Origin of the sequence: Flavobacterium ginsenosidimutans (assembly GCF_037478105.1) — a bacterium.
Lineage (GTDB): Bacteria > Bacteroidota > Bacteroidia > Flavobacteriales > Flavobacteriaceae > Flavobacterium > Flavobacterium ginsenosidimutans.
In genome coordinates this window covers 3,153,761-3,168,184 of sequence record NZ_CP147988.1, presented here as the reverse complement: position 1 = coordinate 3,168,184, position 14,424 = coordinate 3,153,761, and the positions used below count along the sequence as shown (strand labels likewise).

The following is a 14,424-nucleotide window of genomic DNA, read 5'->3' as shown; positions in this document are numbered from 1 at the left end:
TTATTTTAATTCGTATTTCAAAGGAAGCACAATAATAAAACTTGCACCCTCACCTGGTTTACTTTTAGCAGTAATTAATCCGTTGTGTTTTTCTATGATTTTTTTTGCAATTGCCAGCCCAATTCCTGTTCCTTCGTAGGTTTGACGGTCATTTAAACTTTGAAAGATAATAAAAATTCGATCCAGATAAATCTCGTCAAAACCAATTCCGTTATCTTTTACCATAATTCTGCAAAAATTACCTTCTGGAGAAGTTGGACTTTCGATTGATTTTTCTAAAATGATTTCTGAAGTAATTTCTATTGCTGGTTTTCCTTCATGTCCAGAAAATTTCAATGCATTTCCAATTAGATTTTGGAAAACCTGACGCATCTGACTCGGAATACTATCAATAGTAGGAAGTTCGTTGGTTTTAATAATGGCATTTTTTCGTTCAATCAAATAATCAAAATCACCTAAAACCTCTTGCAAAACAACATTTAAGTCTGTTCTTTCAGGCTTAACCTGCGCCGAAAGTCTAGAATAAGCCAAAAGATCAGTAATTAAAGTCTGCATTCTTTCAGCCGATTTTATCGTTCGATCTACATAATCGATAGCTTTATCATCGGCTTTTAAATAAAGATCTTTTATAATTTTTATGAAAATTTGAATCTTTCTGATGGGTTCATTTAAATCATGAGAAACCACCCATGAAAATTGCTGTAATTCATGATTTCGCAGTTCCAATTCTTCGTTTTTGTGAACTAATTCTTTTGTTCTTTCCGCGATTTTGATTTCAAGATTATCCTGCGCTTCTTTTCTAATTTTAATTTCTTTAGAAAGAAGATCTTTTATGGCTTTAAGTTCATTTTGCTGTTCGTAGATTTTAATGAAAGTTTTTACTTTCAGTATCAGCAAATCGCTATCGACAGGTTTTGTAATATATTCAACAGCACCTGTTTCGTAGCCTTTAAAAATATATTTTTTCTCTGTATTAAGTGCAGAAAGAAAGATAACGGGAATATCTTTAGTGCGTTTATTTCCTGATAGAATTTTCACTACTTCAAAGCCGTCGAGCCCTGGCATTTGAACGTCCATAATAATCAGACAGTAATCTGTTTTTAAGATTTTTTTGAGAGCTTCTTCTCCAGATTCGGCACTATCAACATCAATATTATGTAGTTCCAATGTTTTCTTTAGGGCAATAATATTGGCCCTTATATCGTCTACAATTAATACCATGTCGGGAAGCTAAATCGTTTGTAAATCAAAACACTTGAATTTAAATAAATATAAAAATTTTCTTATTTTTTTAATGAAATGCAAAATGCGTCTCGATAAAATGATGCGGAAATTCTCAAATGTATAAAAAAAATAACGGGCAGGTTTTTTATTTAAATCGGAAATAGTTACAAAATTCCCATCTTTAGTTATATCTTCTACATTTCTGTATAATTTCTAACTTTTTAGAAATCACTTCTTTTCTAAACCTTTTTAAAAAATTGAATGTATTTTCATACATAAAAAAGTATTTTATTTTGATTGAGGCAAACAAAATTTCTTTTAAGACAAGCAAAATTTGATCGAAAAGCTAATTTTAAGCAGCATACAAATGCTTCAAAAAAGAAAAAAATCATGAAAAAGAAACAAACATTTCCTGAGCAAAAACAAAATCTTCCTGGCAATGAATACATGATGAATCCTGAACCAGAAATTATAAGAGAAAATTATGTTGGAAGCGGAAAACTGTTAGGCAAAACAGCTTTTATCACAGGCGGTGACAGTGGTATCGGTCGAAGCGTTGCCGTGCATTTTGCCAGAGAAGGCGCAAATATTGCTATTGTTTATTTAAAAGAAGACAAAGATGCTTTAGAAACTAAAGCAATGATTGAAAAAGAAGGTCAGCAATGTCTTCTCATAAGTGGTGATTTAAAGGACGAGAAATTCTGTCGAACGGCCATAAAAAAATGCCATACCACTTTTAAAAACATTAATATTGTGGTAAATAATGCTGCTGTGCATTTTCCTCAAAATGAATTGGAAAACATAACAAATACTCAGCTGCATAAAACTTTTGAAACAAATATTTATCCTTTCTTTTATATCACGAAAGCTGCGTTAGCTTTTCTAACAGAAGGCGATGTTATCATCAATACGACTTCAGTAACTGCTTTTCGCGGAAGCGAACATTTAGCTGATTATGCAAGTACAAAAGGTGCGATTGTTAGTTTTACCAGATCGCTTTCTAGTATGTTGGCCAAAAAGAAAATACGTGTCAATGGCGTTGCGCCCGGCCCAATCTGGACGCCTTTAATCGTAGCGAGTTTCGATAATTTATCTGATTTCGGAAAAGATAATCCGATGGAAAGAGCTGGACAGCCTTCTGAAGTAGCGCCAGCTTATGTGTTTTTAGCTTCTGAAGATAGTAGTTATATTACAGGGCAGTTTATTCATGTAAATGGAGGGGAATTGGTAGGTTAAAAAAAGATTCTAAGATGCTGAGATACTAAGGTTCTAAGTTTTTTTTGTAATCTACTTAATGAGCATAATAACAAAACCAACAAATACCTTAGAACCTTTGCATCTCTGTACCTTAAAAAAAACAAAATGAATTATATAGACATCATCGGACTTTTTGCGGGAGCGTGTATAACAATATCTACAATTCCGCAAATTATAAAGGTTTGGAAAACCAAAAAAGTGAAGCAGATTTCCCTTAAAATGTTCGGCATTCTAACTTTCGGAATTGCAGTTTGGATTGTTTATGGAATTTTGAAAAATGATTTGCCAATTATAATTACCAACAGTATTTCGCTGATTTTAAATCTTACAATGGTTTATTTTATTCTTTCTTATGAAAAGGAATAAATTATAAACGAAAAAAAAACAGCTCTATCAAAGCTGTTTTTTTTGAAAGTGAAGAATATGGTATGCTTACTAGCTAGCTAATTTTTGATTGAAAGGTTTTAATTCCAATTGGTATTTTCGAGGTTGCAAGTTTCGTTTTAAAAACTGTACAGGCGCTGTCAAGTTTAAATAAGAAAGCTTTTTAATTTCGCTTAATTGTTTAACTGCAAAATTCAAAATTGGAACAAATGGAGTTAAATAATTATAACTATGCTGCGCTATCTCTAGTTCTAAAACTTCGCGAAGAATACTTTTCATTAATATATAACGAATTGCTCCTTGATTTGGAATTCTTTTAAGCTCCTGAAATTTCTCTCCAATTTTGTCATTTTCATCGCCTATATAAATGTAATTTCCAGAATTGTTTGTAAATATTTTTCTGACTTGAGAAACAAAGTCATTTTCTTTATTTTCGATTGTTGTTGGCATTCCGATTATTGAGAATTGAATCTGCTGATGGCTTTGAAAATACAATACGCTATTAATAGTAGAAGAATTACTCATAATACCTGATTGTTGTTTTTTAAGACAATTAGTAGCGCCATCGGCACCAAAACTATGCAAAACATTTCCCTTCTCGCAATAAGCAAAAAATACAGGCGTAAAAGGATTAGATTCGATACTTAAACTAATTTCTTGATTAAAAATTAAATCAAAATTGAGATATGACATTTCTTTTTCAAAACGAACTCCAGAAATGGTTCCATTTGCCCATTTTGATTTAATTGTCAATTTATATTCTTTGGCTGTAACTGATAATTCGCCACCAAAACTATCTTTAAGGTTATTAAAAACAGCATCAAATCCTCCAGTATTTATGTAAAGTTTTTTCATTATTATGGTTTGGTTTTAATAAAAGCGGTTAGTTCTTATTTACGAACAAAAACTAACCTTAGTTTTTACTTCATTTCTATAATCCAAATTTCGTTTATATTAACCTTCAATTATTTATACAATTTTTGGAAGATATTTCATAATTATTATTTTAAGGTTCTGAGATGCTAAGAGACTAAGATTCTAAGTTTCTGAAACTCTAAGCGAAAAGAGCAAAAAACCTTAGTATTTCAGAAACTTAGTCCCTTAGAATCTCGTTAAAAAAAAAAAGCAGCTGCTCCAAATAAATTTGGAACAACTGCTCATCAGCAAAATAAAAATACCAATCTATTTTTATTCTTTTAAGTCAGTTCGTTTATGTCAGCATTTTTAGAATAGTTCGCTTTCGGAATATCTTTAAAAAATTCAGCTTCTTCCAAATCGGCCATTGGGCCATATCCTAACAAATGGGTTCCTTTTCCACCGTCTTTAGTTTCAATTATATATAAAATCGACATATCATCAGGATCGCTCATTCCTTCATATCGATGATGTGCGACAATAAAAACATCTTCTGGTTTATAGGCAACTTTGCTTTCTGAATCTATTAAATGGTCATTTTCGAATAAATAATTTACTGTATATCCTTCTTCTTGATATCTTTTTATATTGTCAGTTTCGTGTTTTGAATCTTCTCTTTTCATGGCTTCAGTTTTAATCTGTTTATCAAATTTCCGTATTGAAACCAGATAAAATTAACTCAATTGATTTTAATCTTACCTCATTCAAAAATCGGCCTCAATAGAATATTTATTTTTCACTAAATTTAACAAAGCCAATATTTAGCATAAAAAAAACAGCTTGAAATTAGCTGTTTATAATTACAATAATACACCTAATCTTAATGAATAAAAACCGTGATTTTCTAGCAAATGGAGGAGAAATGGGGCAACTTACCCGTGACAAGGATTGGAGCAAAACGTCTGTTGGATCTATAGAATTTTGGCCTCAAAGCCTTCGTACCACTTTAGGAATTGTTTTAAACTCCAAATTCCCCATGTTTCTATTTTGGGGACCAGATCATATTTGTTTTTATAATGATGCTTATCGTCCGAGTTTAGGAAATAACGGCAAACATCCGTCGATTTTGGGAGAAAAAGGTGCAGAATATTGGTCTGAAATCTGGGATTTTATTAAACCTTTAATCGATCAAGTTCTTCAAAAAGGCGAAGCTACATGGCACGAAGATCAACTGTTGCCGATTTATAGAAACGGACAAATGGAAGATGTTTACTGGACTTTTAGCTATAGTCCCGTAAATGATGAAAACGGAAAACCAAACGGTGTTTTAGTGGTTTGCAATGAAACTACAGACCAAATAATTACTCGTAAAAAATTAGAAGAAAGCGAGAAACGTTTTAGAAACACAATCAAACAATTACCACTAGGAATTTGTGTTTTAAAAGGAGCCGATCTAATTGTTGAAACGGCTAACACAACTTATCTCCATATCATTGACAAAGAAGAAAATGCTATTTTAGATAAGCCTATTTTTGACTCTGTTCCCGAAACAAGAGAAACAGCGTATCCTATTTTAAAAAATGTTTTTGAAACTGGTATCTCCTATTATGCTGATGAATTTGCTGTTACTTTAAATCGCTACAACAAGCAAGATTTAGCCTATTTTAATCTCGTTTTTTATCCTATAAAAGAAGAAAATGATGTTATAACTGGCGTTATTGTAGTGGCGTACGAAGTTACAGAAGAAGTAAAAGCTAGACATTTGTTGGCAGAGCGCGAAAAAGCCTTTAGAAATATTGTAATGGAATCTCCAATTGCAATGGCGATCTTTAGAGGAAAAGACTTCATCATCGAAATGGCAAATTTAACGATGATGCATAATATCTGGCAAAAGAAAGAAAAAGATTGTATTGGTAAGCCTCTATTAGAAGTTTTTCCAGAATTAGAAAATCAAAAATATCCTGGATTATTGCATGAAGTTTTGAATAATGGAAAAACAATTCGGGAGAATGAAGCAGTTGCTTATGTAGACATTCACGGAAAACTCAAAAAATTCTACCTTGATTTCGAGTACACGCCACTCTACGAAAAAAATGGAAATGCATCTGGAATTATGTGTACTGTTTTTGATGTAACTTCTAAAGTTAAAGCTCGAAAAAAAGTCGAAACTGCCGAAGAAAGAGTTCGATTAGCTGCTGAAATTGGAGAAATTGCGATGTGGGATTTAAATCTTAAAAATAAAGAATTAGTCTACAGCGACACTATTCTAGATATTTTCGGTTTTGATAAAAACAGAAAAATTATCCATCAGGATATTCGAAGCCGTATTCTTCCAGAAGATGAACATATTGTAGTAGACGCATTCGCGAAAGCACTAAAAACGGGAATTTATAAATATGAAGCACGAATTTTAAAATTAGATAATTCGATTGCATGGATTAAAGTACACGGAAAAATCTTTTTTGATGATGATCAGAATCCTTCAAAAATGATTGGAACTGTAATGGATTTTACAATTGAAAAAGAAAGTCAGCAGGTATTGATGAAGAGTGAAAAAAAATTCAGACTCCTCGCCGACTCTATGCCTCAGCTTATTTGGACAAGTGATGCTTTGGGAAATCTAAATTATTTTAATCAAACCGTTTACAATTATTCTGGCATATCTGCAGAAGAAATTGAAAAAAATGGCTGGCTTCAAATTGTTCATCCAGATGATCGCGAAGAAAACTTAAAACTCTGGATGGAAGCTGTAAAAACGGGTAACGATTTCCTATTCATTCATCGATTCAAACGCTATGATGGCGAATACAGATGGCAGCTTAGTCGTGCAATTGCGCAACTAGACGAATTTGGAAAAGTGCAAATGTGGGTCGGTACAAGTACAGATATTGAAGACCAAAAGAATTTTACTAATCAACTCGAAGACCAAATTTTTGAACGGACAACACAGCTTGAGCTCAAAAATAGAGATTTGGTCAATATGAATATTGAACTGCAGTCGTTTGCTTATATCTCAAGTCACGATCTTCAGGAACCTTTACGAAAAATTCAAACCTTTGCTAGCCGATTGTCCGATTTAGATGAACAGAACATTTCTGCTGCTGCCAAAATATATTTAACTAGAATTGAGTTTTCTGCCAAAAAAATGCAGGATCTCATACAAGATTTATTAGCCTATTCGCGTGCCAACTCTGCAGATCGAATTTTTACAACAGTTAAAATTGATGAAATTGTTGAAGAAGTTATAAGTGATTTTTCAGATCGGATTGAAGAAAAAAAAGCGGTTGTGGAATACGATAATTTAGGAGAAGCAATACTTATTCAATTTCAGTTCAGACAATTGCTTCATAATTTAGTCGAAAATGCTTTGAAATTTTCTCGACCTGGAATTCCTCCAATTGTAAAAATCGCTGTAACGCAAGTTGACGGAAAATCGCTTCAAAATGCCGAATTTAAAGATAAAACCTATTATCATCTTCAAGTTTCAGATAACGGAATTGGTTTTGAGCTTGTTTATAAAGAAAAAATCTTCGAAGTTTTTCAGCGTTTAAATACTGAAAGTGAATATCGAGGAACTGGAATTGGTCTTGCGATTGTGAAAAAAATCGTCGAAAACCACAAAGGATTTATTGATGTTACAAGTGAAAAAGGCAAAGGGTCTGTTTTTAATATTTACTTTCCCGATTTATCTGAAATCAGTATCTAAAAACAAAATTTGCTTGCGTTGGAATAAATTTATTCCAGTCAATTTGAATGGCGTGTTCGATTGATTTTATTATATCGCTCATTAAAACGGGTTTTGTAATAAAACAATTGGCACCAAGATTACGGCATTTTTCAATAATACCAGGTTCGCTCGAAGTAGAATAAATCACAACTGGTATATCTTTTTTATAGTCTGAAGTACGAAGTTCTTCTAAAACATCAAATCCATTTTTTCCAGGCATATTTAAATCTAAAAAAACCACATAAGGTGTTGCTGGCAGATCCGAAATCGCATTTAAGAAATTTTGACCTCCTGAATATGTCTGAAGTTTGATATTCTGCGGTATAGATTCTACGGCGTCAGCAAAAATACTTAAATCATCTTCGTCATCATCGGTATAGAAAATAGTAAAATCTGTCATCGTATTTTTTGGCTGAGAATTATAATATTTCAAAGATAATGTAATTTTATGTAACAAATAAATATTGAATCGATTTCTCTTAAATACAGCAAATTGAAATCTCATAATTTCTAAGTTTAATTATATAATCTAAAAAAGAACAAAAAACGCCAACTTTACTTTAAGCTTTTTACAAGCGATATTAGTTTGTTTGTCAAACAGTTGAATTAGATATATAACTTTAAAATATAGTATTATGGGCGATCATAAAGACCTTACAGATGAATTTGCAGTAGATAAAATAAAAGATCTAGCTGAACATATTAAAACTTGCATGTTTTGTACATATAACGAATACAGACTGCAATCACGACCAATGTCTGTTCAAAAAATTGACGATTTAGGTCAGCTTTGGTTTTTATCTGACCGAAACAGTGGTCAGAATGCTGAAATTACTTTAAATCCGATGGTAGAAATTTTCTTTTCCGAACCACATGATAAGTTTTTAACGCTTCATGGAACGGCGAGTATTTCGTACGATCGAGAAACAATTGAAAAATTATGGAATCCAGTCGTAAAAATTTGGATGCCAGGTGGTATCGATGATCCGAATTTGAGTGTGATTAAAGTAATTCCGGAAGATGGTTATTATTGGAACAACAAAAACGGAAAAATGGTCGCGATTGCAAAAATGACGGCTGCTTTCGTTACAGGAAAAACAATGGATGACGGAATTGAAGGAAGTTTGAAATTGTAGTTTTCTGTTTAACCGCAAAGTTTTTTTTAAACCGCAAAGAGCGCAAAGTAAACGCAAAGTTCACAAAGAAAATTATCTTTTACACTTTGCGTTTACTTTGCTCTTTGTGGTTATTTTTTTTGCCATAGATTAAAAGATTAGCAGGATTAAAATCTGCTTAAATCTGTAAAATCTACATAAAAAAAATATTCAGCAAGTAAATTATGCTCAAAGCTTTGCGATCTCTCTCAAGGCTTCAATTAAAGCTTCAAAATAAAAAACCTTAGCGTACTTTGCGTTTAAAAAACACGCACGAAAAAATTAAACAGTCATTCTTTTTAACTCTAAAGCATTCAGAATTCCTGCTTCGCTTGCAGTATTATTGAAATATACAAATCCTTTTTGGGAATCAATCTGGTTGTTTACATGTTTTAATTCTTCTGTAGAATAACTGGAATGAAATAATTTCGGAATTCCATGAAACCGAATATAAAGCAATGGAAAATCCTTAAAAATAGTTTGCGGAAGATTTGGATGACTTACACTGCAAAACGTAATGTTATTGTCTTTAAAAACATTCCAAACCTCATCATTCCACCAGCTTTCGTGACGAAATTCGATCACATTTTTAAAATTATAATCCAGAATATTGATTATAGTTTCTAACTTTTCTTGGCTAAAAGTGTAACTCGGCGGAAATTGAAATAAAACTGCCGCAAGTTTTTCTTTCATTCCTTCATTACAAATTTCATAAAAGTCATTTAATAGACTTTCACAATCCTTCAGTTTTTTGATATGCGTGATTTCTTTCGGCACTTTGACTGAAAACAAAAAAGATTCAGGCGCTTTATTGTACCAGTTTTGAAAAACACGCACAGTCGGAAATTTATAAAAACTTCCATTGAACTCATAAGTATCAAAATGATGGCAATAAAACTCGAACCATTGCTTTGAAGGCAGATTTTGAGGATAAAAAATATTTTTCCAGAAACTGTTATAAAAGCTTGAACATCCTATTATTATTTGATTTTTCATTTGTATAGTTGTTGACAATTCGGGCAGAAAAAACTTCTGCGTTTTCGTTCTCCGGTCTGTTTTTTTTGAAACGGAAGATTGCATCTCAAACAAACATTTTTAGTATAAGCTTCCCAATGCTGTTTCAATTCAAATTTCTTTTTCCAATATAAAAACTCAAAGCTGTAAATAGAACATTCTGCTATTAACTGACTTGTTATGTGAAACGGAATTTTTCCCACAATCGATTCTGGATGAACATAACATCGATACAAAACTTCATTTTTAATGATATTACCCACTCCCGAAAAAATATCTTGATCTAAAATGACGTCACAAATCATTTTTTCTGGTATTTTTTCTAATCTTAAATGTGCTTTCTTCGGATTCCAATTTTCGTTCATAACATCAACACTCCAATCATAATGAGAATTGATATCCCCTTCAAGAATTTTAACTGAACAAGTATAAAAGTTAAGTTCGCCGTTTTCAAAAACCAAACTTAGTCGAGGTTTAGAAACCTTGCGTTCATTTATTCGGTAGGTTCCAAACATAAGCAAGTGAATTTTTACTGTAAAAGAATCAAAACAGATTAAAAAATGTTTTCCCCAGGTTTTAAACGCAAGTATGGTTTTATCCTTTAGACGTGAAATATCAATATTGGCACTTCCAGAAACAGAAATCACTTTCTTTCCTGCAAATTGCTGTACTTCTTCTTTTAAGATTACTATTGACGGACCTTCGGGCATATACTATATTTTTATTTAATTAAAAAGTGCAGTCCGAAAACTGCACTTTAATTACATTTCTAAATGTTTTATTCTATTTCTGCAGCTTCAAGATTAACTGCATTAACAGCAACTTCAGTGAGTGTTTTATCGGCACCTTTTTCTTCATCAAGTGTTTGTTCCAATAAAGTGGCCGCTTCTGGCAAACCAAGAGTCTCTGCAAATTGTCTTAAGGTACCGTAAGTAGCAATTTCATAATGCTCAATTTTCTGACTCGCTGCAATAATTCCAGCATCTCGCACTACTCCTATTTCAGTTTCTTCCAGCATTCCTTTCGCTTCTTCAATCAAACCTTCCATCGCATCGCATTTTTTGGCTGTTGGTTTTTGTCCAATAATTTTAAAAACTTGCTCTAGACGAGTGATTTGCTGTTCCGTTTCTGTTAAATGGTTGTCAATTGCGTCTTTCAATTCAACCGAAGTTGCATTTTTAACCATTACTGGCAGTGCTTTGGTCAAAGCTTTTTCTGCCCAATAAATATCTTTCAAGGCTTCTTCAAATAATTCAGTTAATCCTGATGCCGCGTTCGATTTTGGCTTTGTAACTCCTCTTGGAATAGTCTCTTTTGCAGACGTTTTAGTTTTACTATCAGTAGTTTTCATGGTAATAATTTTTTATAATTAATATGATTGTAAAATTACAGTCTCACCAAATAGACTGGTTATATGATTCCAACTTAAAATTCCATTCTAAACACCTGTTAATTATACAATTAGACTTTGTTATTCTATAATAGATTCCTATCTCTTCATGCTAGCTTTGTATATATAATTATAAAAAATAGCGATCATGAATACTATAGATAAAAACAACAGCACAAATAAGGATTTTAAAAATCACTTTTCTGATGACAGAAATCTGGCAGAAGATCTTAAAGATGATGCTAGAAAACCCGACAATGATAATCGTGAAATTGCTGAACGAGGATACACGGTCAGAAATGGCCACAATCCCAATCGACCTAATCCAGATCAGGAAGATTTTTCGGATGATGATTTGGACGATTTAAATGATGATTTTCATAAGGACAGGGATTTAGAAGACAATAACGATGATATTTATGAAGTTGAATTGGAAGACGATTTCGAAGAAAACGACGAGTTTGATAATCCTTCAGATTTAACCGAAGAGGAATACGATTTTAATGAAACAGAAGATGTATTGGAAGATCTTGATGAAGATGAAGATGAAGATGAAGACGATGAAGAAGATGATGAAGACGATGAAGACGATGAAGATGAGTACATAGAAGAAGATATTGACGACGACGATAATGATTACATCGAAGATGATGTACAAGAAGATAACGATGATGAAGAATATCCTGAAAATGATCCTCGCCGATTCTAAATTTCTTATTTCAAAAATAAAAAACCGTCTCGTTATTTACCGAGACGGTTTTTTTGAGTTTAAAATTCAACTATTTAATCTATAATAATTCTTAACAGAAATATCAATTTCGAATTATTAAAACCAGAAACGACACATTACAAATGAATGTGCCGTTTTATTTGTTGTTTATTTAACTGATATTCTTATACTCTCGATCTTCCGCTAATTAATGAAATAACGAATAAAACTAAAAATATAAAGAATAAAATTTTTGCAATACTAGCAGCTCCAGCGGCAATTCCGCCAAAACCAAATATTCCCGCCACAATGGCTAGAATAATAAAAGTGACTGTCCAACGTAACATAATAATAGTTTTTTAGTTAATACTGATTTTGTTTGTATTCAAACTTTATGCTTTTGGAGAGATGCATTAACTCTTTTATGAACATGATGAATCTAAATTGATTTCATAATTCTGAATCAACTCAGAAAATGCGATTTCTGATTTTGTAAAATATTTTCTTGTGCTTCGGCTTTTTTGCGCCAAATCGAAATATTTTTGAATGGAACCATCTTCATAAGTCGAAATCAAAAGCGGATGAACATAATAGTCTTTGCAGACTTTTCTTGTGTTTCCGAGCGCTTCTGCTGTTAAATCAAAAGCTGCAATTATATTCTGCTTGATTTCTTTTTCGTCTGAAGTGATTCCCATTTCCATTAAACTTTCAAAGAAAATAATTGAAGCTGCCCAAGTTCTAAAGTCTTTCGCACTGAAATATTCGCCAGAAATATTATGGAGATATTCATTTACAGCGTGACTATCTAAAACTTTTTTTTCGCCGTTTTTATCATAATATTTAAAAACTTCATAACCTGGAATTTCTTCGCAACGGCTTACCAATTTTATTAGTTGTTTGTTTCGGGTTGTAATGGTATGCTGTTTTCCTTTTTTGCCAATAAATTCAAATCGAAGCGAATTTCTATTGATATTAATATGACGTTTTCTAAGAGTCGAAAGTCCGTACGATTTGTTGTCTTTGGCGTACTTCTCATTTCCAATTCTGATATGCGTTTCTTCCATCAATCGAATGACCAAAGCGGTTACTTTCTCTTTAGACCATTCTTTCTGTTCCAAATCAAGATCTACTTGTTTTCTTATGGATGGTAGTTTTGCACCAAATTCTGCTATTTTATAAAACTTCGTTTGATTCCGAATCAGATTCCATTTTGGATGATAACGGTATTGTTTTCTATTTTTTACATCTGTCCCAACCGCTTGTAAATGTCCGTTTGTAATAGCTGTTATTCGAACATTTTCCCATGCTGGCGGAAGTACTAAACTATTAATGCGTTTAATTTCATGTTTGCTTTTTACATTTTTTCCGTTCTTTTTATAAACGAAATTTTCTCCTTCGCGGCAGCGTATAATTGTTAATTGGTGATCATTGATGTATTCCAAATCTAGTTTTTCAATTACTAAATGTGGCGATTTAATCAGCTGATTCATTAGGATTTCCTTTTTGGCTGCGGTATTCATGTTATTTAAATTTTTATCACATTAATAATTTGTTTTAAATTTTAGTTATTTCTTAAAGATTCAATTAAGGCTTTTTTATTCATATAAGATCTTCCTTTTATCCCCACTCTACTGGCTTGTTTTAGAAGTTCTTCTTTTGTCCATTCATCATAAGGCTTAGCTTTTCCTCCCTTCTTTCCTGCATCTGGCGTGTTGGCAATACGAGCCGATTTTTCTTTGCTGTATCCTTTTTTTACCAATGCTTCATATTGCTCTTCATTCTTAATTCTTGGATCTGGCATGGCTTTAATTTTTAATTATTTCTAAAAATCTATAAGCCAAAGTTCTTCAAAAAGTTAAGTGAAACTGTTATAGAATTTTGACTGGATATTTCAAATTTGTAGGATGGGAATTGTGTAAGTAGGAATGTAAAATGTTTTTTTCACGAAAGGGAAAGGTGAAAAATGTTACAGATAAAAAAATCCCAACTTTTTTTGAGTTGGGATTTTAATCAAAAAAACTATAAATTTAATTTTTGCAATTTTATATTTATCCAAATAAATGTAAAAATTGTTCCTATTTGAATAATTAGATTTACTAAATAATTCAATAACCATGAATTGGATAAAATCATTGGAATTAAACTACATAACCAATAAAAAAATTGACCTAATCCCAAAAAAATAGTAACTAATAAAAGGGTAATCGCTACTCTTTGAGAAATTGTGGATACTTTATCAATAAATAACATTAAAAATATCATTGCAATTCCTAATATAATATATACTCCAGATGCCGTAAAATAAAACCAAAAATCATTTGGTGTATTTATATCTTCTAATGACTTAACTGATTTCGAAGTATTATCTGTCTTTGTTTCTTTTCTAAAAGATAATTTACTAAAGTAATCATATGAATATTCTAAAATACTTTTCCTTAAAAAAATTTCTTCTCTAATTTTTTTAGCTGATTTAATAGTAACATCATCTGATGCAGGATTTGAAATTATCAAATTTAATTTTTGAATTTGCTCAATTTTATTATTGATGACATAATTACTAGAAATTCCTAGAACATTATTTATGAGTAACACTCCAAATAGAACTAGGATTATAATAGCAGCCTTTGATGAAATTTTTTTTCTTTCATCAAAAACAAAATCGAAAAATTTGTCAAAAAAATTCATTAATTTAAAAAATTTAAGAGTTAAA

General features: G+C 31.6%; 16 protein-coding genes. 5 read left to right on the top strand and 11 right to left on the bottom strand.

All coding sequences use genetic code 11. The features are described 5' to 3' along the window. Positions 1 to 1,221: a hybrid sensor histidine kinase/response regulator gene (locus V6624_RS13955; RefSeq protein WP_111290390.1), complete on the bottom strand. Its 1,221-nt coding sequence runs from the start codon at positions 1,219 to 1,221 to the stop codon at positions 1 to 3. A 390-nt stretch (positions 1,222 to 1,611) separates the two neighbouring features. Here V6624_RS13955 and V6624_RS13950 point away from each other — a divergent pair, with 390 nt between their 5' ends. Then, a complete protein-coding gene (locus V6624_RS13950) occupies positions 1,612 to 2,460 on the top strand; it encodes an SDR family oxidoreductase (RefSeq protein WP_262510518.1) in 849 nt (282 codons plus the stop codon). Between the two features lie 126 nt (positions 2,461 to 2,586). Continuing rightward, on the top strand, positions 2,587 to 2,847 hold the full coding sequence (locus V6624_RS13945) for a SemiSWEET family sugar transporter (RefSeq protein WP_111290389.1): 261 nt from the start codon (positions 2,587 to 2,589) through the stop codon (positions 2,845 to 2,847). 69 nt (positions 2,848 to 2,916) lie between these two features. Here V6624_RS13945 and V6624_RS13940 read toward each other — a convergent pair whose 3' ends face one another. Together V6624_RS13940 and V6624_RS13935 are read right to left on the bottom strand one after the other, a co-directional pair. After that, on the bottom strand, positions 2,917 to 3,720 hold the full coding sequence (locus tag V6624_RS13940) for a hypothetical protein (protein ID WP_111290387.1): 804 nt from the start codon (positions 3,718 to 3,720) through the stop codon (positions 2,917 to 2,919). Positions 3,721 to 4,061: 341 nt separating this feature from the next. Beyond that, positions 4,062 to 4,403, bottom strand: coding sequence for a hypothetical protein (locus V6624_RS13935; protein WP_111290385.1), 342 nt, complete (start codon positions 4,401 to 4,403; stop codon positions 4,062 to 4,064). A 200-nt stretch (positions 4,404 to 4,603) separates the two neighbouring features. Here V6624_RS13935 and V6624_RS13930 point away from each other — a divergent pair, with 200 nt between their 5' ends. After that, the gene (locus tag V6624_RS13930) at positions 4,604 to 7,426 is read left to right on the top strand and encodes a PAS domain-containing sensor histidine kinase (protein ID WP_111290383.1); all 2,823 of its coding nucleotides are present in this window, start codon (positions 4,604 to 4,606) and stop codon (positions 7,424 to 7,426) included. Here the strand turns inward: V6624_RS13930 and V6624_RS13925 are convergent. Beyond that, entirely contained in the window at positions 7,416 to 7,952 is a 537-nt protein-coding gene (locus tag V6624_RS13925) for a response regulator (protein ID WP_239455758.1), read from the bottom strand. The genes V6624_RS13930 and V6624_RS13925 overlap by 11 nt on opposite strands. Positions 7,953 to 8,082: 130 nt before the next feature. On the opposite strand from V6624_RS13925, the gene V6624_RS13920 reads away from it, so the two are divergent. Continuing rightward, a complete protein-coding gene (locus V6624_RS13920) occupies positions 8,083 to 8,583 on the top strand; it encodes a pyridoxamine 5'-phosphate oxidase family protein (protein ID WP_111290381.1) in 501 nt (166 codons plus the stop codon). Positions 8,584 to 8,883: 300 nt separating this feature from the next. Here the strand turns inward: V6624_RS13920 and V6624_RS13915 are convergent, their stop codons facing one another. The 3 genes from V6624_RS13915 to V6624_RS13905 all read right to left on the bottom strand — a co-directional run bounded on the left by V6624_RS13915 (position 8,884) and on the right by V6624_RS13905 (position 10,966). Next, positions 8,884 to 9,597 (bottom strand): DUF72 domain-containing protein, encoded by a 714-nt coding sequence (locus V6624_RS13915; RefSeq protein ID WP_111290379.1) that lies wholly within the window; start codon positions 9,595 to 9,597, stop codon positions 8,884 to 8,886. After that, positions 9,594 to 10,325 (bottom strand): DNA-formamidopyrimidine glycosylase family protein, encoded by a 732-nt coding sequence (locus V6624_RS13910; RefSeq protein WP_111290377.1) that lies wholly within the window; start codon positions 10,323 to 10,325, stop codon positions 9,594 to 9,596. The genes V6624_RS13915 and V6624_RS13910 overlap by 4 nt, the downstream gene beginning before the upstream one ends. A gap of 68 nt (positions 10,326 to 10,393) precedes the next feature. After that, positions 10,394 to 10,966 (bottom strand): ferritin-like domain-containing protein, encoded by a 573-nt coding sequence (locus V6624_RS13905; protein ID WP_111290375.1) that lies wholly within the window; start codon positions 10,964 to 10,966, stop codon positions 10,394 to 10,396. 187 nt (positions 10,967 to 11,153) lie between these two features. On the opposite strand from V6624_RS13905, the gene V6624_RS13900 reads away from it, so the two are divergent. Continuing rightward, the gene (locus V6624_RS13900) at positions 11,154 to 11,714 is read left to right on the top strand and encodes a hypothetical protein (RefSeq protein ID WP_162615023.1); all 561 of its coding nucleotides are present in this window, start codon (positions 11,154 to 11,156) and stop codon (positions 11,712 to 11,714) included. Between the two features lie 185 nt (positions 11,715 to 11,899). Here the strand turns inward: V6624_RS13900 and V6624_RS13895 are convergent, their stop codons facing one another. The 4 genes from V6624_RS13895 to V6624_RS13880 form a co-directional block, all read right to left on the bottom strand. Then, the gene (locus V6624_RS13895; protein WP_012026284.1) at positions 11,900 to 12,061 is read right to left on the bottom strand and encodes a DUF1328 domain-containing protein; all 162 of its coding nucleotides are present in this window, start codon (positions 12,059 to 12,061) and stop codon (positions 11,900 to 11,902) included. A 75-nt stretch (positions 12,062 to 12,136) separates the two neighbouring features. Next, the gene (locus V6624_RS13890; protein WP_338838985.1) at positions 12,137 to 13,234 is read right to left on the bottom strand and encodes a DNA topoisomerase IB; all 1,098 of its coding nucleotides are present in this window, start codon (positions 13,232 to 13,234) and stop codon (positions 12,137 to 12,139) included. A 41-nt stretch (positions 13,235 to 13,275) separates the two neighbouring features. Continuing rightward, positions 13,276 to 13,515, bottom strand: coding sequence for a DUF7218 family protein (locus tag V6624_RS13885; RefSeq protein ID WP_338838983.1), 240 nt, complete (start codon positions 13,513 to 13,515; stop codon positions 13,276 to 13,278). Positions 13,516 to 13,733: 218 nt separating this feature from the next. Continuing rightward, a complete protein-coding gene (locus V6624_RS13880; protein ID WP_338838982.1) occupies positions 13,734 to 14,399 on the bottom strand; it encodes a hypothetical protein in 666 nt (221 codons plus the stop codon). Positions 14,400 to 14,424 lie beyond the last annotated feature (25 nt).

What these genes read in the sequence shown, in the direction of transcription:
- V6624_RS13955 (WP_111290390.1), bottom strand. Translation starts at nt 1,221, where the DNA reads ATGGTATTAATTGTAGACGATATAAGGGCCAATATTATTGCCCTAAAG.
- V6624_RS13945 (WP_111290389.1), top strand. Translation starts at nt 2,587, where the DNA reads ATGAATTATATAGACATCATCGGACTTTTTGCGGGAGCGTGTATAACA.
- V6624_RS13940 (WP_111290387.1), bottom strand. Translation starts at nt 3,720, where the DNA reads ATGAAAAAACTTTACATAAATACTGGAGGATTTGATGCTGTTTTTAAT.
- V6624_RS13935 (WP_111290385.1), bottom strand. Translation starts at nt 4,403, where the DNA reads ATGAAAAGAGAAGATTCAAAACACGAAACTGACAATATAAAAAGATAT.
- V6624_RS13930 (WP_111290383.1), top strand. Translation starts at nt 4,604, where the DNA reads ATGAATAAAAACCGTGATTTTCTAGCAAATGGAGGAGAAATGGGGCAA.
- V6624_RS13925 (WP_239455758.1), bottom strand. Translation starts at nt 7,952, where the DNA reads ATGAGATTTCAATTTGCTGTATTTAAGAGAAATCGATTCAATATTTAT.
- V6624_RS13920 (WP_111290381.1), top strand. Translation starts at nt 8,083, where the DNA reads ATGGGCGATCATAAAGACCTTACAGATGAATTTGCAGTAGATAAAATA.
- V6624_RS13915 (WP_111290379.1), bottom strand. Translation starts at nt 9,597, where the DNA reads ATGAAAAATCAAATAATAATAGGATGTTCAAGCTTTTATAACAGTTTC.
- V6624_RS13910 (WP_111290377.1), bottom strand. Translation starts at nt 10,325, where the DNA reads ATGCCCGAAGGTCCGTCAATAGTAATCTTAAAAGAAGAAGTACAGCAA.
- V6624_RS13905 (WP_111290375.1), bottom strand. Translation starts at nt 10,966, where the DNA reads ATGAAAACTACTGATAGTAAAACTAAAACGTCTGCAAAAGAGACTATT.
- V6624_RS13900 (WP_162615023.1), top strand. Translation starts at nt 11,154, where the DNA reads ATGAATACTATAGATAAAAACAACAGCACAAATAAGGATTTTAAAAAT.
- V6624_RS13895 (WP_012026284.1), bottom strand. Translation starts at nt 12,061, where the DNA reads ATGTTACGTTGGACAGTCACTTTTATTATTCTAGCCATTGTGGCGGGA.
- V6624_RS13890 (WP_338838985.1), bottom strand. Translation starts at nt 13,234, where the DNA reads ATGAATACCGCAGCCAAAAAGGAAATCCTAATGAATCAGCTGATTAAA.
- V6624_RS13885 (WP_338838983.1), bottom strand. Translation starts at nt 13,515, where the DNA reads ATGCCAGATCCAAGAATTAAGAATGAAGAGCAATATGAAGCATTGGTA.
- V6624_RS13880 (WP_338838982.1), bottom strand. Translation starts at nt 14,399, where the DNA reads ATGAATTTTTTTGACAAATTTTTCGATTTTGTTTTTGATGAAAGAAAA.